At 44.1% G+C, this 19,975-nt stretch carries 20 protein-coding genes and 9 tRNA genes; 4 read left to right on the top strand and 25 right to left on the bottom strand.

Annotated elements, in window-relative coordinates; translation table 11 throughout:
- Positions 1 to 372: 372 nt before the first annotated feature.
- The 14 genes from VPNCDNU1_RS27400 to mutY form a co-directional block, all read right to left on the bottom strand.
- On the bottom strand, positions 373 to 1,626 hold the full coding sequence (locus tag VPNCDNU1_RS27400) for a DUF1835 domain-containing protein (protein ID WP_104403316.1): 1,254 nt from the start codon (positions 1,624 to 1,626) through the stop codon (positions 373 to 375).
- A 281-nt stretch (positions 1,627 to 1,907) separates the two neighbouring features.
- Positions 1,908 to 1,983: transfer RNA gene (locus tag VPNCDNU1_RS27395), tRNA-Asn, on the bottom strand.
- A gap of 26 nt (positions 1,984 to 2,009) precedes the next feature.
- Positions 2,010 to 2,085: transfer RNA gene (locus VPNCDNU1_RS27390), tRNA-Thr, on the bottom strand.
- Between the two features lie 37 nt (positions 2,086 to 2,122).
- Positions 2,123 to 2,198, bottom strand: a tRNA-Asn gene (locus VPNCDNU1_RS27385).
- An 8-nt stretch (positions 2,199 to 2,206) separates the two neighbouring features.
- Positions 2,207 to 2,282: transfer RNA gene (locus tag VPNCDNU1_RS27380), tRNA-Thr, on the bottom strand.
- Positions 2,283 to 2,329: 47 nt separating this feature from the next.
- Positions 2,330 to 2,405: transfer RNA gene (locus VPNCDNU1_RS27375), tRNA-Phe, on the bottom strand.
- A 253-nt stretch (positions 2,406 to 2,658) separates the two neighbouring features.
- Positions 2,659 to 4,284 carry a methyl-accepting chemotaxis protein gene (locus tag VPNCDNU1_RS27370; protein WP_104403315.1) on the bottom strand — a complete coding sequence of 542 codons (1,626 nt, stop codon included), beginning with the start codon at positions 4,282 to 4,284 and terminating at the stop codon, positions 2,659 to 2,661.
- Positions 4,285 to 4,885: 601 nt separating this feature from the next.
- A tRNA-Asn gene (locus VPNCDNU1_RS27365) sits at positions 4,886 to 4,961 on the bottom strand.
- A 38-nt stretch (positions 4,962 to 4,999) separates the two neighbouring features.
- Positions 5,000 to 5,075: transfer RNA gene (locus tag VPNCDNU1_RS27360), tRNA-Phe, on the bottom strand.
- Between the two features lie 7 nt (positions 5,076 to 5,082).
- Positions 5,083 to 5,158: transfer RNA gene (locus tag VPNCDNU1_RS27355), tRNA-Thr, on the bottom strand.
- 57 nt (positions 5,159 to 5,215) lie between these two features.
- A tRNA-Phe gene (locus VPNCDNU1_RS27350) sits at positions 5,216 to 5,291 on the bottom strand.
- Positions 5,292 to 5,404: 113 nt separating this feature from the next.
- Positions 5,405 to 6,541 carry a membrane-bound lytic murein transglycosylase MltC gene (gene mltC, locus VPNCDNU1_RS27345; protein WP_104403314.1) on the bottom strand — a complete coding sequence of 379 codons (1,137 nt, stop codon included), beginning with the start codon at positions 6,539 to 6,541 and terminating at the stop codon, positions 5,405 to 5,407.
- Between the two features lie 85 nt (positions 6,542 to 6,626).
- Positions 6,627 to 6,899, bottom strand: coding sequence for an oxidative damage protection protein (locus VPNCDNU1_RS27340; RefSeq protein WP_101112575.1), 273 nt, complete (start codon positions 6,897 to 6,899; stop codon positions 6,627 to 6,629).
- A gap of 9 nt (positions 6,900 to 6,908) precedes the next feature.
- Positions 6,909 to 7,961 (bottom strand): A/G-specific adenine glycosylase, encoded by a 1,053-nt coding sequence (gene mutY, locus VPNCDNU1_RS27335; protein WP_104403313.1) that lies wholly within the window; start codon positions 7,959 to 7,961, stop codon positions 6,909 to 6,911.
- 189 nt (positions 7,962 to 8,150) lie between these two features.
- Here mutY and trmB point away from each other — a divergent pair, with 189 nt between their 5' ends.
- Positions 8,151 to 8,870, top strand: coding sequence for a tRNA (guanosine(46)-N7)-methyltransferase TrmB (trmB, locus tag VPNCDNU1_RS27330; protein ID WP_104403318.1), 720 nt, complete (start codon positions 8,151 to 8,153; stop codon positions 8,868 to 8,870).
- A 169-nt stretch (positions 8,871 to 9,039) separates the two neighbouring features.
- Entirely contained in the window at positions 9,040 to 9,960 is a 921-nt protein-coding gene (gene glsB / locus VPNCDNU1_RS27325; RefSeq protein ID WP_104403312.1) for a glutaminase B, read from the top strand.
- Positions 9,961 to 9,994: 34 nt separating this feature from the next.
- On the opposite strand, the gene hemW is transcribed toward glsB, so the two are convergent.
- The 7 genes from hemW to VPNCDNU1_RS27290 form a co-directional block, all read right to left on the bottom strand.
- Entirely contained in the window at positions 9,995 to 11,170 is a 1,176-nt protein-coding gene (gene hemW, locus VPNCDNU1_RS27320; RefSeq protein WP_104403311.1) for a radical SAM family heme chaperone HemW, read from the bottom strand.
- Positions 11,171 to 11,176: 6 nt separating this feature from the next.
- Positions 11,177 to 11,776, bottom strand: coding sequence for an XTP/dITP diphosphatase (locus VPNCDNU1_RS27315; protein WP_104403310.1), 600 nt, complete (start codon positions 11,774 to 11,776; stop codon positions 11,177 to 11,179).
- A gap of 90 nt (positions 11,777 to 11,866) precedes the next feature.
- A complete protein-coding gene (locus VPNCDNU1_RS27310) occupies positions 11,867 to 12,298 on the bottom strand; it encodes a DUF4426 domain-containing protein (RefSeq protein WP_104403309.1) in 432 nt (143 codons plus the stop codon).
- 23 nt (positions 12,299 to 12,321) lie between these two features.
- Positions 12,322 to 12,612, bottom strand: coding sequence for a DUF167 family protein YggU (yggU, locus tag VPNCDNU1_RS27305; protein ID WP_104403308.1), 291 nt, complete (start codon positions 12,610 to 12,612; stop codon positions 12,322 to 12,324).
- Positions 12,612 to 13,169, bottom strand: a complete 558-nt coding sequence (locus VPNCDNU1_RS27300) for a YggT family protein (protein WP_104403307.1) — start codon at positions 13,167 to 13,169, stop codon at positions 12,612 to 12,614. The genes yggU and VPNCDNU1_RS27300 overlap by 1 nt, the downstream gene beginning before the upstream one ends.
- Before the next feature lie 28 nt (positions 13,170 to 13,197).
- Positions 13,198 to 14,016 (bottom strand): pyrroline-5-carboxylate reductase, encoded by an 819-nt coding sequence (gene proC, locus VPNCDNU1_RS27295; protein ID WP_104403306.1) that lies wholly within the window; start codon positions 14,014 to 14,016, stop codon positions 13,198 to 13,200.
- A gap of 62 nt (positions 14,017 to 14,078) precedes the next feature.
- The gene (locus VPNCDNU1_RS27290; protein ID WP_104403305.1) at positions 14,079 to 14,789 is read right to left on the bottom strand and encodes a YggS family pyridoxal phosphate-dependent enzyme; all 711 of its coding nucleotides are present in this window, start codon (positions 14,787 to 14,789) and stop codon (positions 14,079 to 14,081) included.
- Positions 14,790 to 14,812: 23 nt separating this feature from the next.
- On the opposite strand from VPNCDNU1_RS27290, the gene VPNCDNU1_RS27285 reads away from it, so the two are divergent.
- Positions 14,813 to 15,850 carry a type IV pilus twitching motility protein PilT gene (locus VPNCDNU1_RS27285; protein WP_104403304.1) on the top strand — a complete coding sequence of 346 codons (1,038 nt, stop codon included), beginning with the start codon at positions 14,813 to 14,815 and terminating at the stop codon, positions 15,848 to 15,850.
- Between the two features lie 8 nt (positions 15,851 to 15,858).
- Positions 15,859 to 16,965 carry a PilT/PilU family type 4a pilus ATPase gene (locus VPNCDNU1_RS27280; protein ID WP_104403303.1) on the top strand — a complete coding sequence of 369 codons (1,107 nt, stop codon included), beginning with the start codon at positions 15,859 to 15,861 and terminating at the stop codon, positions 16,963 to 16,965.
- A 93-nt stretch (positions 16,966 to 17,058) separates the two neighbouring features.
- On the opposite strand, the gene ruvX is transcribed toward VPNCDNU1_RS27280, so the two are convergent.
- Genes ruvX through rsmE form a run of 4 tightly spaced genes read right to left on the bottom strand, consistent with a single transcriptional unit; the run spans position 17,059 to position 19,827 of the window.
- A complete protein-coding gene (gene ruvX / locus VPNCDNU1_RS27275; protein WP_101112582.1) occupies positions 17,059 to 17,487 on the bottom strand; it encodes a Holliday junction resolvase RuvX in 429 nt (142 codons plus the stop codon).
- Between the two features lie 45 nt (positions 17,488 to 17,532).
- The gene (locus VPNCDNU1_RS27270; protein ID WP_104403302.1) at positions 17,533 to 18,096 is read right to left on the bottom strand and encodes a YqgE/AlgH family protein; all 564 of its coding nucleotides are present in this window, start codon (positions 18,094 to 18,096) and stop codon (positions 17,533 to 17,535) included.
- 34 nt (positions 18,097 to 18,130) lie between these two features.
- Positions 18,131 to 19,081 carry a glutathione synthase gene (gene gshB, locus VPNCDNU1_RS27265; RefSeq protein ID WP_104403301.1) on the bottom strand — a complete coding sequence of 317 codons (951 nt, stop codon included), beginning with the start codon at positions 19,079 to 19,081 and terminating at the stop codon, positions 18,131 to 18,133.
- Between the two features lie 14 nt (positions 19,082 to 19,095).
- Positions 19,096 to 19,827, bottom strand: coding sequence for a 16S rRNA (uracil(1498)-N(3))-methyltransferase (gene rsmE, locus VPNCDNU1_RS27260; protein WP_104403300.1), 732 nt, complete (start codon positions 19,825 to 19,827; stop codon positions 19,096 to 19,098).
- Positions 19,828 to 19,975: the final 148 nt, after the last annotated feature.

The raw sequence follows: 19,975 nt of genomic DNA, 5'->3' as shown, positions 1-19,975 counted from the left end.
GTTTTTTGCGTTTAGGGAATGTATATTCGACCTACGGTTGAACGAGTCCCGGTCGTGTGCGACCCCAGCCACTCCGCCATTTATTTAAGAAACCTCAGTAGTAAAGTAATGCAGAGGTCTTTACTTACCATTAAGGGCTATATATTTGCTCTTTCGGCTGAATGAATCCAAGTTCTACCTAGCTCTTTATTTTACTATTCTGACCACCAACATGAGTCAATAATGGTTATTCCTTTCTTGATAAAGATGCTTTAATACTCAATGGTGTTGGTATCAAATTTCTCATAGCTATTCGTGAATGTGATGGCCTTGTCTCTCTAAAAGGAAGATGCTCTGGATAAAGCTCACATGGAGCCTTACCCAGAGATGGTCCTAAGAAAGGGGGATCGCGTTCATAGTGGAGAGATCTTTATGATCCCATGTCCAATACTGGTCGTTGCTGATTTGTATTCCTCCTACCCATTTATTTTCAATGGTCGTTGCAGATTCAAAGTCGCGGTCGTGCAACTCGACTGTAGCCTTTTGCCATCCGTTTTTATCGATACCCTTTACATGAATAATGGGGCTTTCACCTAGAGTTAAGGGTTTAATTACAGCCCAATACATCAGATCGGCAAGGTATACCAGCGGTTCAGCCTCTAGGTAGCGTTTGAAAAGCGTTTTGAAATCCAATTCTTTTTCACTGTTTCTGAGTATTTGAATGGTGATCTCTTGAGTGAACCCTAGCTTCGATATTGAGTTTGGTAATTCTTGTAAGTGTCTAAAGATGACTTGCTTGATGTTTGGAAATAACGATTCATCAATATGATTGTATTGCTTTACGAGTTTCTTTGGCGTAGGAGAACAGAATGCCGCCCATAGGCTTTTTGCGGCGGTTATGTGATCAATAGTCAGTTCCTTTCGTGTATCCCAAAGAACCCTCAACGCTTCGGAAGGTAGCTGCCCTAAGCCAATGAAGCGTTCTCCACCAGGAAACTTATCGATTTCTATCAACTCTATACGGTCAAGGCTCTGATAAGAAAGCAGGGCAAGAGTGCGAACTAGCATGAGTTGGTCGTAGTTGTCATGCTCTACCCATAGGACGACTCTCTGATACTTACTTTCCAATAATTGGTTGGAGTCTCTTACGCTGTCCTCTAGGATGTGCTCTATGGATTTATCGACCCCTTCCATTTCTGAAATAAGGTTATGGTAGATAAATTCAGAACGTAGAGTGAGTAAACTTTGCTCATCCTTTACCAAGGGTCCAATACAAAAAGGGTCGATGTAAGGAAGAAAATCTCCAATGAATCCAGACTTTTTGAGTGTTCCTTGAATATCATGACCACAACGAACATGCAGTGTATGGAGGTCGTCGTCTAGCGGGGTAAGAGCCTTGCCAGATTGGTTTCTGTTACTTTCCAATAACTCAACGTGATGTTTGAGCTTAGCCCAGCTAGGAAGTCTAAGTTCACGTGCTATAGCAAGTTGGACATCTGAAAGCTTCACGTTTTCTGATTGTTGGATATTGGTAATATGGTGTTCATTGAGCCAAATAAGATCGTTTTTAGAGCCCGATTTAATGGCTTTAAGGCGTGTTTTAGCTTGTTTCTTTAAGTACGAAAGGTTTAGAGAAAAAGGGTTCATATATTCACCATCTCATTGCTTCTGTACTCGCTTTTCAGAAGAGAAGGTAAACCGAATTGTGGTTTCCATAAGGGTAATGCTTGAATACCTTGAGTATCACTCTTTCCGCGAGCAGGTGGCGTAGGTGGCGCGCAGGAGAGAATATATAACGAATTAGATTGCAATGAAAGTGAGCATAATAGAAATGCAGTAGACGAATGAAGTTGATACGTGTGTTGGGGTGAGTTACTGAGGTGTAGATAACGAAAAAAGCCAAGTCTTTCGACTTGGCTTCTTAAAAGTGGCTCCCCCTGCGGGACTCGAACCTGCGACATACGGATTAACAGTCCGCCGTTCTACCAACTGAACTAAGGGGGAATTGATTGTTTAAACTCTATCAAGAGTGGTGCCGACTACCGGAATCGAACTGGTGACCTACTGATTACAAGTCAGTTGCTCTACCTACTGAGCTAAGTCGGCTCTAATGAATTCAGAATAGATTCTAAATTCTTAAAAGTGGCTCCCCCTGCGGGACTCGAACCTGCGACATACGGATTAACAGTCCGCCGTTCTACCAACTGAACTAAGGGGGAACAATAAATGGTGCCGACTACCGGAGTCGAACTGGTGACCTACTGATTACAAGTCAGTTGCTCTACCTACTGAGCTAAGTCGGCACACTTTATTCATTGTTTGTTCGTGCAAGCACCAACAACATAAATTATGGTGCCCGGAGGCGGAATCGAACCACCGACACGAGGATTTTCAATCCTCTGCTCTACCGACTGAGCTATCCGGGCGACGGGGTGTATTAAAAGGCTTTTCGGCTTAGAGGTCAATACAAAAATGTAAAAAACCTATCGTTTGATGTTTTTCTGTACTTAGTGGCACGTTTTTAAGCATTAGAGATGGAAATGCCATCAATTATAAGGCGGTTTACATTACAGGAATCAGAATATCGTGACGAAAAGCATGAGCTCAACATATGTCTGGGTGATAAAAAAGGCTAAGAATGTCATGAACGCTCTTAGCCTTGTGTATTACCCTAATATATTATTTTTGCACGGTGAACTTGTTGACCCAAGTTTCCAGTTCATTTGAAAGTGAAGACAGTGTTTGCGTGCTGTTATGACTTTCAGAAACGACACTGCTTAGCTGATTACCACTTTCTTCAATCATGTTGATTCGCTGTGATATATCATCGCCAACTTGAGTCTGTTCTGCTGCCGCTGTAGCAATTTGATGGCTCATTGAGGTAATGGACTCTAAAGCTTCTACGATGTGCTGCAACGCTTCGGATGCGTTTCTTGACTCAACAACCGTATTTTGGCTAGTTTCAGCACATACACCCATAGTGTTGATTGCGTTGCGTGATCCTTCTTGAAGATTAGAGATCATTTGCTGAATCTCTTTAGTACTACCTTGAGTTCTGCCCGCAAGGTTTCTTACTTCATCGGCAACGACTGCGAAACCTCGACCTTGCTCACCGGCACGAGCGGCTTCAATTGCAGCATTTAGTGCCAGTAGGTTTGTTTGCTCTGCGATATCACCAATAACATCCAATACTTTTGCAATGTTGTTTACGTCATTATCTAGGTCTGAAACTGCTTGGCTTGCTGTGCCTAGCTGGGTTGCCAAACCTTCAATGTTACCAACGGTACTGTGAATAAGCTGCTGCGTGACTTGGCTTTGTCTATCGGCCTCATCGGTGTTGGAGGCTGTGTCTCGAGCTGAGTCTGCTACGTTGTTTGCGGAAGAGGCCATTTCCGTCATTGCCGTTGCAATCATTTCGGTAGACTGTTGCTGTGTATCTGTTAACCCAGCAATAACACCTGCGCGTGATTCGACATCGGATAGCTCTTGTCTTAGGGCAACCATAGATTTTTCTAAGTTGTTGACCAATTGCGCAAGTGAACGACTCATCTGCTGTACAGCGTGGTAGATACTGCCTTCCTCTGCCTCTTCGTTAAAGTTTGCTTGGATTTGACCCGCAGCGACAGCTTGAACAGCTTTACGTACTTCCTGTGGCTCTCCACCCAGTAGTGATATCATGCGGCGAATAGCGAGAAGAAGAATAATAAAAATAGCGCCACCAATGAATAAACAAAGAGTGAGCTGCCATTTAGCGGTAGACCAGAATCGCTCATTCACTTCATTAAACCCGATACCAGTACCTACGTACCAACCCCAAACTTGGGACTTTTCAGCAATGGACAGCTTTTCTTCAATCGAATCGTCTGCTTGTTTTTGCGTCCAAACGTATTCCGCAATACCATTTGGATTTTTTGCTACCGCTTGCTGAAGAATACTGCCTACGCTGCCGCCGTTTCCATCTTTGAAATCATGAAAACTGGTTCCATGAAGTTGGGGATCTAAAGGTGTCGCCACAAAATTGAGGTTTTCATCCGCAACATAAACATATTCATTATCTTTATAAATATTGTTTCGAAGGATACGAGTAGCGATTGTTTTTGCTTGCTCTTCAGTAAGGGTTCCATCTTGCGCCATCTTTTCCATCTCGCCCAAAATGCTATACGTACTTTTGAATAGCTCGGTTACACGAGATTTGTTATCTAGGTTACTGGCAACGCGCAGTGTCCATAAGCCTGTGGCGGTCAATGCTAGCAGCGAAACCAGAATGATCGCCGAAAGCAAATAAGATTGAGTTTTTAATTTCATGGTGTCCCCTCGGCAGTTTGCCTAATTAAAGTCAGCCGAAACCAAGTATCGATTTCTGCCTGCTGCTTTATATCGGCATATTAGGGTAGAGTTTAATATTTTTATAATGCTTAAATATCAAAGTATGAGTTAGATTAAATTTTTAGCTCGAAATAATTGACATCTAGGCGAATAATTAATCGAGATCTTGTTTGGTAAATTATGATATTTAATGCATAAAATGATTAGCTAGATATTCTATTAGTTTAAGTTTTAATCATAGAATTCGTTATCTTATTTTGTTTGACTAACTAACGATGGGAATTCATAAATTTTTAATATTTGGATGGTGATCAATAAAATTATCATTAAGAGAAAGTGAAATCTTAATTGTTAGATGGCTTACTTTTATCGATTGTATGGCGAGTAATGTCATTATACTCACATAGACTCTTATGGTATCTGCTTATCGAAAAAGTGATGATTTTAGATTGGCTGTTTAGATGATGACTTCTGTCGCGGGGTTTATGGAGTCGCCGAAGTCTGGGGTATTAGCCGAATGCGGATTATAGGAAAAGTTAAAACGAAAAAAGCCAAGTCTTTCGACTTGGCTTCTTAAAAGTGGCTCCCCCTGCGGGACTCGAACCTGCGACATACGGATTAACAGTCCGCCGTTCTACCAACTGAACTAAGGGGGAATTATTTGCGTTATCTTATTAAGACAAGCACCAAATAATGGTGCCTCGAGGCGGAATCGAACCACCGACACGAGGATTTTCAATCCTCTGCTCTACCGACTGAGCTATCGAGGCAAAAGAATGGTGCCGACTACCGGAGTCGAACTGGTGACCTACTGATTACAAGTCAGTTGCTCTACCTACTGAGCTAAGTCGGCACACTAAATTCTTTGCTACTTTGTTAACGTCTAAGTTAGACACCAACAATCAAATTGTGGTGCCCGGAGGCGGAATCGAACCACCGACACGAGGATTTTCAATCCTCTGCTCTACCGACTGAGCTATCCGGGCGACGGAGCGCTATTAAACGGATTTTCAGCCTTACCGTCAACTTCTTTTTGCAAAAAAAATCAAAAAAGTGCGTTTTTGTCGAGAAAGTAAACGATATGCCTAAGTTTCAACACTTAACTCTTACCGGAATTGAAGTCGCGCTTGAATTTAGTCACTTTTTCCAGATAACGGCGTGCTTCACTGTTCGGGTGTTTCTTGGTCAGAGCCCAATAAACTTGATTTGGTTGAAGGGAATTTAAATCTCTCATGGCTCGTTTTCTATCATTACGATTGAATGTATTTAACACGCCTCCGGTTCCACCGTTGTAGGCTGAAATCATACTGTATTCTAAAGAGGTCGGGTGTTTCACATTTTTTAGGTAGCGGTTCTTCAGAATGTAGAAATAAGCGGTACCTGTATCGATATTCTTTTCAGGATCGAATAAGTATTCAGGAGAGGGTTGCCCTGGCTTCTTTTTGACGAGTTTGAATACGTCGCGACCTGCTGTTTTAGGAACAACTTGCATCAAGCCATAAGCATTTGCCCAGCTAACGGCATAAGGGTTGAAGCTACTCTCGGTTTTGATAATGGCGTAAATCAGATCTTCGGGGATGTCATACTTGCGTGACGCTCTTTGAACGATGTCAGCGTATTTATAGCTGCGGCGCTCAAAATGGTCTTTAACCATCGGAATTTCAACGTAGAAGGATTTTTTGAAATCAATGGTTCGTGACTTTAACTGGTTAGCGATGAGGTAATCAGCAAAACGATTTGCGCGCCAGCTCCATTGGATTGCTTTTTTGTCTTGGTCTACGACTTGTTGATAAAGAAAAGGTCTACCTTCCAGTTTTATATTGGAAGATGAATACAAATCGACGCTGGCTGGATCATCAGGTGTCAGCAATGTGGTGACAATGGCATTTTTAAGGTGTTTTTTCGGTTCAGTAGAAGAAACCGTACTAATGGTCACTTTACCTTTTGCAAAATCGACTTCTGCACGGCTTTGATAGTTATCTATGTATTTTACGTAATTGCTTTTTCCCGCGACTCGAATTTCTGCTTTGCCCCATTTTCTTTCAATATTAATGGAGAAACTGTTCATCAACGCATCAAGTGCAGCAATGTCTTTTTGGAATTGGCCAGGGAGCTCAGCGAGGTTCTTAGCAAATCGATTGGTGGGTTCGTAATCTACTTGGTAAATGTTTTCGATAAATTCACGGCTGCATCCCACGAGCAATAAGGCAGCAAAAAAGTAGATTATTTTTTTCATTGTTTTCCCGAAAAAGACACCGTTAATGAAAGTAATGATGTCTTTTTAAGGGATAAAGGTAAAGGTAGGTTATGCGTTTAAGTGATCATTCGCTCGGTGGCGTGTAACCATCGATGACGACGTCTTTACCTTCAAACAAGAAGTTGACCATTTCTTTTTCTAGCTCTTTACGATGTTCAGGGTCCATCATGTTGAGCTTCTTCTCGTTGATAAGCATAGTTTGCTTGTGTTGCCACATGCCCCATGCCTCTTTCGAGATGTTATCAAAAATACGCTTGCCCAGATCGCCGGGATACAGTTGAAAATCCAATCCCTCTCCGTCTTTCTTCAATCGAGCACAGAATACAGTGCGGCTCATAATGACTCCTTAATTTATTTCAAAGGGTAGGCTTTCAATTAACTGCTTTACAGGAGCAGCTAAGCCAATTTCTTCAGGTTGTGACAAGTTATACCAGAGACCCTTCGTTCCTTCCATTACCATGTCCGGCTGTTTAGAAAGTTTGAACAAAACGGGAGTGATATCTAAATGGTAGTGGCTGAAGGTATGACGAAACGCAATAAGCGTTTTTTCTTCGTCTATGGTTGATTCCGTAATTGACCGCTTATCTAACTCTGTCGCCAATTCATGGTCTTCTTTTTGAGGGAAACAAAATAGCCCACCCCAAATTCCACTTTGTGGTCTCTGTTCCAGCCATATGTGGTTATCGTGATAGAGCAACGCAAACCAAGTCTCTTTTACGGGTTTTTCTTTTTTCGGTTTTTTACCAGGGTAATCGAGTTGATTCCCATTTTTGTGGCTTTCACACATTGTTGATACAGGGCATAACGTGCATTTTGGTTTGCTTCGTGTGCAAATCATTGCCCCCATATCCATCATCGCTTGATTGTATTTATCGACATTGGTGTTTGGAGTGTGCTGTTCAGCGTACTCCCAAAGTTTATTTTCCACTTTTTTCTGCCCTGGCCAGCCTGAAACTGCGAAGCTGCGAGCTAATGTACGCTTTACGTTCCCGTCTAGAATGGCGTGGGGTAGCTTGTAAACAGACGAAAGTACGGCAGCTGCGGTAGAACGCCCAATCCCTGGTAGGGCATTCATGCTCTCCAGATCTTGTGGAAATTCACCTTGGTATTTTTCGGCGACCTCCTTTGCTGCTTTATGTAGGTTTCTCGCTCGGGCATAGTAGCCAAGCCCCGTCCATAGATGCAGGACTTCATCTTGGTCGGCATTAGCGAGATCCGTTACTGTAGGAAAGCGGTTAAGAAAACGCTCGTAGTATGGGATGACGGTGGCGACTTGAGTCTGCTGAAGCATGATCTCAGATAGCCAAACCGAATACGCGGTTTTGTTCTGTTGCCACGGTAGGCTTTTGCGCCCGTAAGCGTCATACCAAGTTAAAATTGCCTTTGCGAATGGTGTCACGACATGCTCTGCTTTTTGCTTTTATTAAGGGCAAAATTGCACCACACTTAGGGCTGGAAGTAAAACCGACAAAGTGTGTGGAGATTGCGTGTGAAATTGCCAAGGGCTTTTTCTTCGAATAACACTTGCACCAACGCCAATTCTTTGGATAATCCCCGCTTTGATCAATTAATGCGCAGGCTAAAATCAATGAGTGAAGTGACCACTAACGAATACACTGAAGACGGCAAACTGGTACGTAAAGTTCGCAGTTTTGTACGTCGTGAAGGGCGTCTTACCAAAGGTCAGGAAAGTGCGATGAATGAGTGCTGGCCGACAATGGGTATCGACTATCAATCACAGCTTCTTGATTGGAAAGAAGTATTTGGTAATGACAACCCTGTGGTTCTGGAAATTGGTTTCGGAATGGGTGCATCATTAGTTGAAATGGCTAAAAATGCACCAGAGAAAAATTTCATTGGTATAGAAGTACATAGCCCTGGTGTTGGTGCTTGTCTTGCAGCAGCACGCGAAGCGGGCATTACTAACTTGCGTGTAATGTGTCACGATGCGGTGGAAGTGTTTGCAAATATGATTCCAGACAGCAGCTTGGCGACACTTCAACTTTTCTTCCCAGACCCGTGGCATAAAAAGCGTCACCATAAGCGCCGCATTGTTCAGCTTGATTTTGCTGAAATGGTTCGCCAAAAACTGAAATTGGAAGAGGGTATCTTCCATATGGCAACCGACTGGGAGAATTACTCAGAGCATATGATTGAAATTATGAATGAAGCGCCTGGCTACACAAATATTGCTGAAGAAGGTGATTTTGTGCCAAGACCTGACGATCGCCCTTTGACTAAGTTTGAGGCGCGAGGTCACCGTTTGGGGCATGGTGTTTGGGATATTAAATTTAAGCGTGTAAGCTAACTTTTAAGCGCTAACTGCCTTAAGTTAGAAGCAATTTATTTCTGGGCACACACCAATTAATACATTTGGTGATGAGACCCAAAAAAGCCAACGTTATGTTGGCTTTTTTGCTCTTCTAAAGGGCGAAAAAAGAAAAACGATAAGAATAAAAATTAAGGTCCACTAATTAATGAAACCTACAAACTTACTGCTTGCCGACATACTTGATGATGTTCGACCATTGATTGGGAAAGGCAAAGTCGCTGACTACATTCCAGCATTAGCAAAAGTGCACAATGAAAAATTGGCGATGGCCGTTTATACCAACGACGGGAAAGTATTCCAGTCTGGCGATGCCGATGAACCCTTTTCGATTCAGTCTATCTCTAAAGCGTTAAGCCTAACGCTTGCCATGGTTTTGTATCAGCAGGAAGAAATCTGGAGCCGAGTTGGAAAAGAGCCATCGGGTCAGGCATTCAACTCGATGATTCAGCTAGAAATGGAGCAGGGAATCCCTCGTAACCCCTTCATTAATGCTGGAGCCATTGTGGTTGCTGATTTACTTCATAGCCGCCTTTCTGCACCAAGACAGCGATTGCTGGAGTTTGTTCGCCAGCTATCTGGTGATACTCATATTGTGTACGACAAAGTGGTGGCGGCCTCGGAAATGATGCACAGCGACCGCAATGCAGCAATTGCTTACTTAATGCGATCATTTAGTAATTTCCAAAATGACGTGATTCCTGTGCTGAATAACTACTTCCATGCCTGCGCATTAAAAATGAGCTGTGTTGATTTAGCTAAAACGTTCAGTTATTTGGCAAACAAGGGGGTATCGGTACAGACAGGGAAGCAAGTGATCACACCTACACAAACAAAGCAGCTTAACGCATTGTTGGCGACATGTGGCTTGTATGATGGCGCAGGGGAATTTGCGTATCGGGTTGGCATGCCGGGTAAGTCTGGTGTTGGTGGAGGGATTGTTGCCATTGTGCCCGGTGAAATGACGATCGCAGTATGGTCTCCAGAACTTGATGCATCTGGTAATTCTTTGGCTGGCACCCAAGCCTTAGAGCTATTTTCAGAGCGAATCGGACGTTCAATTTTCTAGTCGGATCTTAAATGTTAGGCAGGAGTTCTCCTGCCTATTCATCTTCCTCTGGCATAAATGCCTCTAGCAAATCATTAAGGAAAAGTTTTCCTTTTTCGGTGACTTGCCAATGGGTTTCTGTTTCCGACAAGTAGCCAAGCTCAAGTGCATTGCTAATTGTGTCTTGAATCGCCGAGAAGTCTAGCCCCGTCATCTCGCTGAAATCTTTTTTGGGGCACGCTTCAAGCAAGCGAAAGCGATTCATAAAGAACTCAAATGGACGGTCTTCGTCTGATACTTGCTGTTCTTTGTCAAGGTAAGGCTTGACCATGTTCTGATACGCCGCCAAATAGCCACGTGGATGTTTCACTTTTGTGGTGCGAACAATACGCCCATCTGCAAAGCTGACTTTTCCGTGTGAGCCACAGCCAATGCCAAGGTAGTCACCAAAACGCCAATAGTTTAAGTTATGTTGGCATTGGTATTCTGGTTTGCTGTAGCCAGATATTTCATATTGAACATAACCTGCATCGGTCAACTTTTGGTGTCCGAGATCGAAGATATCCCACAAGTCATCATCATCTGGCAGTGTCGGCGGTTTGTAATAGAACATGGTATTGGGTTCTATTGTCAGTTGATACCAAGATAAGTGTGGAGGATCTAATTCTATCGCCTTTTCTAGGTCGCTGAGAGCCTGCTCTATGCTTTGATCGGGTAAACCATGCATGAGATCAAGATTAAAGCTGTTTAGCCCGATCTTATGCGCGAGCTTCGCAGCGTTGACGGCTTCTTCTTTGCCATGAATACGACCAAGTCGTTCTAACTTTTCTTGTTCGAAGCTTTGTACGCCAATAGATATTCGAGTGACGCCTGCTTTCCGATATCCAACAAAACGCTCTGCTTCAATACTCCCTGGATTGGCTTCCATCGTAATTTCGATATCCGGTTTAAAAGGGAGCCGGTGCTCAATACCTTGGAGTAGATCCGAGATACCTTCTGCCGAAATTAAGCTCGGTGTGCCGCCTCCAATAAAGATCGAATGCAGCAGTCTTGGGTTGTCATTGAGTTTGTATCGCTCAATGTCTGTTTCGAGATCTTCGAGCAGTGCAGCAATGTACTCTGCTTCTGGTATATCAGCTTTGAGCGCATGCGAATTGAAATCACAATAGGGGCACTTTTGTACGCACCAAGGGATGTGTACATAAAGGCTTAACGCGGGTGGTGTGAGCATAAGACGTTAGATGCCTTGCTGCTTAAGCTGGTCAAATAGCTGGCTTAAGGCCTTTCCACGATGAGAAAGTTCCTTCTTGCGAATGGGATCTAATTCCGCAGACGCGCAATTATCTTCCGGTACATAGAAAATAGGGTCGTAGCCGAAACCATTTTCACCGTGCGCTTGAGTTAGGATCTTCCCTTCCCATTTTCCATGGCAAACAATGGGCGTAGGATCGTTTTCATGGCGCATCAATACCAGTACACAATGGAAGCGAGCTGTTCTCTGTGCTTCTGGTACGTCTGTCATCGCTTGTAAGAGCTTTTCAAGGTTATCTTGGTCAGAAGCATCTTCGCCAGCGTAGCGTGCAGAGTAGATGCCAGGCGCGCCTTTTAGAAAGTCCACCTCAAGACCAGAATCGTCTGCGATAGCGGGCAAGCCCGTTTCTTTTGCAGCGTGTCGAGCTTTGATGATGGCATTTTCGATAAATGTTGTACCAGTTTCTGCCACTGAGGAAACATTGAATTCGCTTTGTGCCAATACATCGAAGCCGAATTCAGACAGCAGGGTCGCCATTTCTTTTACTTTGCCCTGATTTCCTGTCGCTAATACCAATTTGTTCATTATGAGGTTTCCTGTCAGTAAGATTGGAAGCGGCGCAAGGATATCACTTTTCAGCTACGCGACTCCATTACTCTTCTTTTTGTCGCTCAATTATTCTTCCACGTAGAATTTTTGGGTAAAGCGTAATTGTCCTTTTCCAGATAAGCCTGAATCTACATCTACTGTGAAAGTAATGATCTCTTCATGGGTAATCGGAATCTCAGCTAAGTAATATATTGCAGTACCTTCTTTGACTTCTCTAAACGTCAGTTCTCGTATTTGCCCCAACAAATTTTTAGCATGACCTTCCAGTTTGGCAGTGATGGCGGGTTTGCCAATTTTGGAGTCATCTAAAACACTGATGTTCAGTAAAGCGGAATACCCATTTCGAGTGAGATCGTATTGCCTAGCCACTTTAGGGGTAAGAAATGTCGTGTTAAATGCAGAGTAGTGAACTTCGATATTTTTGATGGTTTTGAATTGACCTGCTGTGACTGGCGCGACTAGGCACAGTGCCAACAGGGCGGTTAGCCATTTGCTCATGATTGCTTCCTCTAAAAAAGCCCTCAAAGGAGGGCTAGTATTTCGTTGGGCATTTGTTTAGGAGTGAAAACTCGAACTTGCTTATGCCGTCCGAGCTCTCCTTTTTCTATTTTGATTTGCCCTTTGGGAACATTAAATTGCTTCGCTAAATATTTAGTGAGGTGGCTGTTGGCTTTGCCGTCGACCGGTGGAGCCGTGATAGCGATTTTAAGTTCATCACCATGTTCCCCAACGATTTTGTCTCGGCTTGCTTTAGGCTGAATGTAAAGCCTTAGCACTACCTCATCATTTTTGTACGTGACTGCCTTTGGCATTATAAGCGGAACCAGATGTCTCCGATTACGTCACCCATCATGATATTGGCAAACTGCAATACAATAAACAGGACAAGTACGCTTAAATCGAAGCCGCCCATTTCTGGAAGAATACGACGTATTGGCGCTAACATTGGCTCTGTTAATTGATGGAATACATACTCGATAGGGCTTCGACCTTGGCTTACCCAGCTCAGGATAGCGCGAATTAATAGAACCCAGAACAGCAGCCCACCCGCGGCTTTCACCAAAGAAAGTGCACCTAAGTAGAGAAACTCTACGCCAAACGCAAAGTTACCATTTGTTGATATCGCAACTATCGTAACGTACTTAAGAACGCAGAGCAGGTAGGCAAAAAGCAGCGTTGCCATATCTAAGCTTCCTATAGAGGGAATTACTCTACGTAACGGAGCGACGATAGGTTGAGTGGCTTTGACGATAAACTGTGAAAACGGATTGTAGAAATCCGCACGCGCCATTTGTAGCCATAAGCGCAAAATGACCACCATTATGTAGAGGTCAAATAAGGTTGAAACCAGAAAATGTAGAGAATTCATTCTTTACCCTTATTTTAGAAATCAGTTGTTAGAGTTGTTTTTCCATCTCTTCTGCGCGAGCTACAGCAGCTTTCATCGCTTTGGAGACTATGTCTGTCAATTGGTGTTCGTTAAATGTGCGCAGGGCTTCAGCGGTAGTTCCACCTTTTGAGGTGACTTGTTCACGCAATGTACCCAGTTCAATATCCGGGTTGGTCACCACCATTTTTGCTGCACCTATCGCAGACTGCTGTACCAGTAATCTCGCGGTGTCTTTATCAAACCCTTGCGCCATTGCTTCAGCTTGCATGGCTTCCATAAACAAGAAAAAGTACGCCGGTGCACTGCCAGCTGCAGCGATGATGTTGTTTATGCCAGATTCCGTTTCAACCCAGCAAGCTTCGCCAACCGACCCCATGAGATCAAAGGCGAATGTCTTGTTCTCTTCTGATACTGAGGGTAGTGCAAAAAGTCCACTCATTCCTTTTCCGACGAGAGAAGGCGTGTTGGGCATAACCCGAACTAAGTTCAGTTTTGCGTCCAGCATTTCTTCAAGTCTTACCGCAGAAATACCAGCAGCAATAGAGATGACAAGTTTGCCACTATAATCGATGCTTTGAAGCTTTGTGCACACATCAGCCATCATCTGAGGTTTCACTGCCAAAACGACGACATCAGCATTTTCAGTGGCGGCAAAGTTGTCGGTCGTGGTATTGACTTTGTATTGGTCTTCCAGCGCGACAAGTTTAGACTCTGTTCGACCTGTGGCTGTGATGAGCGTTGAAGGATAGCCACTGGCAACCAAGCCAGCAATAATGGAGCGAGCCATGTTACCCGCTCCAATGAACGCAATGCTTTTGTGTTCCATGTTCAAAAGATCCTAAATGTAATTTCGTGAGCAGAAGTCATCTTCTGATCACTTAAACTCTGTTATTGCTTGTTACTGTAATCTCGGGCGCCGAAAATAGCAGTACCGATTCGTACCATGGTGCTACCTGCTTCTACAGCCGCTTCCATATCGCCGCTCATGCCCATCGAAAGCATCTCAACTTCTGGGTACTTCTCTGCCAGCTTGTCTTTTAGAGCAGCAAGTTGGTTAAACGCGGTTATCTGAGACTCATGACTGCTTACGTTCGCAGGAATTGACATCAACCCTTTTAATGTGAGGTTGGGTAAGTCATTTATCAATGCAGCCAGTTCAAACAGCTCCGCTTCGTTGATGCCAGACTTTGACGCTTCGCCGCTGGTATTCACTTGAATCAGTACGTTTAATGCTGACATGCCTGCTGGGCGTTGATCATTGAGACGCTGTGCGATCTTCGCTCTGTCGACCGAATGCACCCATGCAAAATTTTCTGCTATAGGTCGAGTTTTGTTGGATTGTATCGGTCCAATAAAGTGCCATTCAATGGCTTTGTCGCTATAGTGTTCAGCAAAATACTGAACTTTATCAACACCTTCTTGAACGTAGTTCTCTCCAAATGCCACCTGACCAGCTTTGAGTGCATCGGCAATGGCTGCATTGGGCTTTGTTTTACTTACGGCTAAAAGTTGCACCGAGCCTGAAGCTCTACCACACTTTTCTTCGAGACTGCGAATTTGTGCGGTGATCTGCTGAATGTTTTGTTGAATACTACACATAATTGACTTAATTAAGGATTTTTATGGATATCGCTGAGTTACTGGATTTTAGTGTAAAGCATAATGCGTCAGATCTACATCTTTCTGCTGGAGTTCCTCCAATGGTTCGCGTAGATGGAGACGTACGTAAGTTAGGTGTACCTGCTTTCACTCACGCCGATGTTCATCGTCTGGTCTTTGAAATCATGAACGATGCGCAACGAGCAGAGTTTGAAGAAAAACTGGAAACCGACTTTTCCTTCGAGCTGCCAAATGTCGGGCGTTTTCGTGTCAATGCGTTTAACCAATCCCGTGGCAGTTCTGCGGTGTTCCGTACGATCCCTACCGAAGTGCCTAGCCTAGAGCAACTTGATGCCCCAGATATTTTTACTCAAATTTCCAATTATGAGAAAGGGCTCGTTCTGGTAACCGGGCCAACAGGTTCAGGTAAGTCAACGACTCTGGCAGCTATGGTTGACCATATTAATCGGAATCAAAATAAGCACATATTGACGATTGAAGACCCGATCGAATTTGTACACCAAAGCAATAAGTGTTTGATTAACCAGCGTGAAGTGCATCGCGATACACACAGCTTTAATGCGGCTCTTCGAAGCGCATTACGCGAAGATCCCGATGTGATTCTGGTGGGTGAGCTTCGCGATAAGGAAACCATAAGCTTGGCATTGACGGCGGCAGAAACCGGTCACCTCGTGTTTGGCACCCTACACACTAGCAGCGCCGCGAAAACTGTCGACCGAATCATTGATGTTTTCCCCGGCACGGATAAAGACATGGTGCGCTCTATGCTTTCGGAGTCATTACGTGCGGTGATTTCGCAGAAGTTGCTGAAGCGCTTGGGTGGTGGACGAGCTGCGTGCCACGAAATCATGTTAGCGACACCTGCGATTCGTAACCTTATCCGTGAAGACAAAGTTGCTCAAATGTACTCTGTGATTCAAACGGGCGGGGCGATGGGAATGCAAACGACAGAGCAGCACGCTAAGCAGCTGATTGCTCAAGGGGTGGTGGATGCAGATGAAGTCCGAGCCAAGCTTGAATCCGACTCCTTCGGTTTTTAGGTGGCACTATGGAACTGAATCAAGTCTTATCTGAAATGGTGGCTCAGAAAGCCTCAGATATCTACATTACCGTTGGCGCACCTGTTTTATTGCGAGTCCATGGCGAGTTACAGCCATTGGGGGAAGCGCTTACAGAAACGCAAACCTTTTCCATGCTCGATAGCATGATGGATGAAGAGCGACGGGGCGAATACCGTAAAAATAAAGAGTCCAACTTTGCGATTGTTCGCGATGTGGGGCGCTTTAGGGTCAGCGCTTTTTTCCAACGTGAATTACCAGGAGCGGTAATACGTCGAATTGAAACTCAAATACCTACCTTTGAGGATCTTCGATTACCCGATATCTTACAAGACTTGTCTATTGCTAAACGTGGTTTAGTGCTGGTGGTCGGCGCTACAGGGTCAGGTAAATCAACCACCATGGCAGCCATGACAGGGTTTCGTAATCAGAACCGCACAGGTCATATTTTGACAGTTGAGGACCCTATTGAATTTGTTCACGAGCACAACAAATGCATCATCACACAGCGTGAAGTTGGGCTGGATACCGATTCATATGAAATTGCGTTGAAGAACTCCCTTCGGCAAGCGCCAGATATGATCTTGATAGGTGAAATTCGTTCACGAGAAACCATGCAATACGCCATGACGTTTGCTGAGACAGGGCACTTGTGCATGGCGACTCTACACGCCAATAATGCCAACCAAGCGCTAGAGCGAATTCTTCATTTGGTGCCTAAAGAGCAAAAGGAGCAATTCCTATTTGATCTCTCCATGAACCTTCGAGGAGTGATCGCACAGCAATTGATTCGTGATAAGAGCGGTCAAGGGCGTCATGGGGTGTTTGAGATCTTATTGAATACGCCAAGGGTATCTGATCTTATTCGTCGCGGAGAGTTGCATGAGCTGAAAGCGACAATGTCGAAATCGAATGAATCGGGTATGAAAACTTTCGATCAGTGTTTGTACGAGCTGGTGGTTGCCGACAAGATTACAGAGCAAGATGCCATGCACAGTGCCGATTCCGCAAACGATTTAAGACTAATGCTGAAAACCAATCGAGGAGGCGACTTCTCTGGTGGTGCATTGGATGGTGTGAAGATCGATATGAATTAATGCCTTTGAAAAACAGAATAAAAGAATAAAGGGAAGACGATGGTGTCTTCCCTTTTTATTTGTTGCTTACACAAAATTTAGACTATGCCTAAATTAACTAGCCCACTGTGCCTCGAACCAACTTTCTAGAATAACAACAGCAGATTGGCAATCTACGTTTCCTTTGCTTAAGGCTTTGTAGCCACCCATGGAAAAAAGCTCTGAGCGGGCTTCTGTGGTGGAAAGTCTTTCATCATGCAGCTCTACAGGCACCCCAAAGCGCCCAAATAATCGATTCGCAAATTTTTTAGCTCTAGGTGTGATGGTTTCTAAATCACGCCCATGTAGGTCGGTAGGTAAGCCGACAACCAGTAGGTTTGGTTGCCACTCTTTAATTTGCTTTTCTATGGCATCCCAGTTTGGAATGCCATCATTGGCTTTAAATGCTTTTAGCGGGCTGGCTGTACCCGTAATTTCTTGTCCAATGGCGCTGCCAATGCTTTTGGTACCAAAATCAAAGGCCATGATGGTGCGTGAAGTCATGAATATCTCAATGTATTTCGTTTTGTGAGAGGTGTAAACAACCTCTTATGCATGCCCAATTTGCGACGATAGCTGGCTTGCGTCTATTCCAAGCATTTGAACAGCTTTCTTCCATCGTTCATGGATTGGTGTTTGAAAAATCACGCTAGGATCGGCTTCAATTGTTAACCACGAATTGTCTGCCAATTCGCTTTCAAGCTGACCTGCTTCCCAACCAGAATAGCCCAATGCTACTACATAGTGATCGGGTTCTGCTTCTGTGCCCAGTACGGTCAAGATATCTTTTGATGTCGTAACGGCAATAGACTGTGTCATCTGAATACTGGATTGATAGTGATCTTTGGGTTCGTGGAGAATGAAACCACGATCTTCGGCAACTGGTCCACCGTTCAATACCGGCTTTTCTAAACTGTCGGTATTGAGCTGTGGGTGAACAGGTTGCACCTCTACTTGCTTAAGCATGCCGCCAACGGAGATATCAATTGGAGCATTTATAACAATGCCCATAGCGCCGTCATCACTGTGTTCACAGACGTAAACAACGGTGCGTTTAAAAAACGGGTCTTGCATGCCGGGCATGGCGACAAGAAAATGATTCGCTAAGTTCATAATATCTCCAGTGTCGAGCTTAGGGTCACAGCCCTTAGTTATTTTTGACTCTTCGCTCTATCGCATCCATCAATTTACCAGTGATAGAAATATCGAATGCCGCTTCGATTTCGCGAATGCAAGTTGGGCTGGTTACGTTGATTTCAGTTAGCTTGTCACCAATAACGTCTAAGCCCACGAAGATAAGCCCCTTTTCCTTAAGTGTAGGAGCTACAGCGTTCGCTATCTGTAAATCTGTTTCACTTAATGGTCTTGCTACTCCGGTGCCACCTGCTGCAAGATTACCTCGAGTTTCCCCTTCTGCAGGAATTCGCGCCAAGCAATAAGGCATTGGTTCACCATCCACCACCAAAATACGTTTATCACCATTGCTGATATCTGGTACGAAGGTTTGCGCCATTGCGTAATTCTGTCCGTGATTGGTCAACGTTTCGATGATGACCGATACATTAGGATCGCCTTGCTTCACTCTAAAGATAGAGGCTCCACCCATACCATCTAATGGCTTAAGGATTACATCACCATGTTTGGCTTGAAACTCGCGAATTTTTTCCGCTTTGCGAGTAACGATTGTGGTTGGCGTAAGTTCTGGGAACCATGCGGTAAACAGCTTTTCGTTACAATCACGTAGGCTTTGTGGCTTGTTGACAATCAGAGTTCCTTTTTCTTCCGCTCGCTCAAGAATGTACGTCGCGTAGATGTATTCTGTGTCAAACGGAGGATCTTTTCTCATCAAAACGGCATCAAGTTCTGAAAGTTCGATCGTTTGTTCTGATTGGAATTCATACCAACCAGAAGGATCTTCTTTCAGAGTAACCACTTTCGTGTCGGCAACAGGGGTGCCTTGATCCAAGTGGAGGTCGTTCATCTCCATATAGTGGATTTCCCAACCACGACGCTGAGCTTCTAACATCATTGCAAAGCTAGAATCTTTTTTGATGTTAATCGATGCAATGGGATCCATTACGATGCCGACTTTTATCATTCGAATATCTCCGTTTATCCAAGGTCGCCAAAGCGAACTTGTAATGCAGTAATAGCGGTTAACGCTGCGGTTTCTGTCCGTAATACTCTAGGACCAAGCAACGTTTCTTCAAATTGGTATTCTTCTGTCATGCGGATTTCTTCTGCAGACAATCCGCCTTCAGGACCTATCAATAATCTTACTCTTGTAATAGGTGTTGGTAAGGTATTGATTGAGTATTGGGCTCTTGGGTGTAAATTCAATTTCAGAGCGTCGCTTTGCTCGGCGCACCATTGCTCAAGCTGCATGATGGGACGAATTTCTGGAATGGTATTGCGCCCACATTGTTCACATGCACTGATGGCTATTTTCTGCCATTGTGCCAGCTTTTTTTCGAATCGCTTGGTATCCAGTTTTACGCCACATCGTTCAGAAATCAAAGGGGTAATGGTGTTTACACCCAATTCAACGGATTTCTGAATGGTGAATTCCATTTTTTCACCACGAGAGACAACTTGTCCTAGATGAATGTTTAACGGTGATTCAATACTGGTTTCGACACGCTCTTGAACGTCTACCGTGACATTTTTTTTACTGACTTCTGAAATGATTGCAGGAAATTCAGCATTGCTGCCATCAAACAACAATACATTTTGCCCTTCTTTCATGCGCAGCGCTCTGCCTATATGACCTGCTGCGTCATCGCTTAATTTCACCAAGCCGAGTTCATTGATGGTTTCGGGGTGATAAATTCGAGGGATTCGCATGTATTTTGTTTCCTGCATGACACGTATTTAGTGATTAACATGGATGCGTGAAAGGAAAAAAACAAGCTTGCCAGCAAAAATATGGTTGTCTTCGAACTTTTTATATTTACCAATTGTATTTACGGAGAGCTCTATTTTATCTTACTCA

It is taken from the genome of Vibrio penaeicida (assembly GCF_002933855.1).
In the GTDB taxonomy this organism is placed as follows: domain Bacteria; phylum Pseudomonadota; class Gammaproteobacteria; order Enterobacterales; family Vibrionaceae; genus Vibrio; species Vibrio penaeicida_A.
Note: the sequence above shows the minus strand (reverse complement) of the source record. Positions and strands in the feature narration are given on the sequence as shown.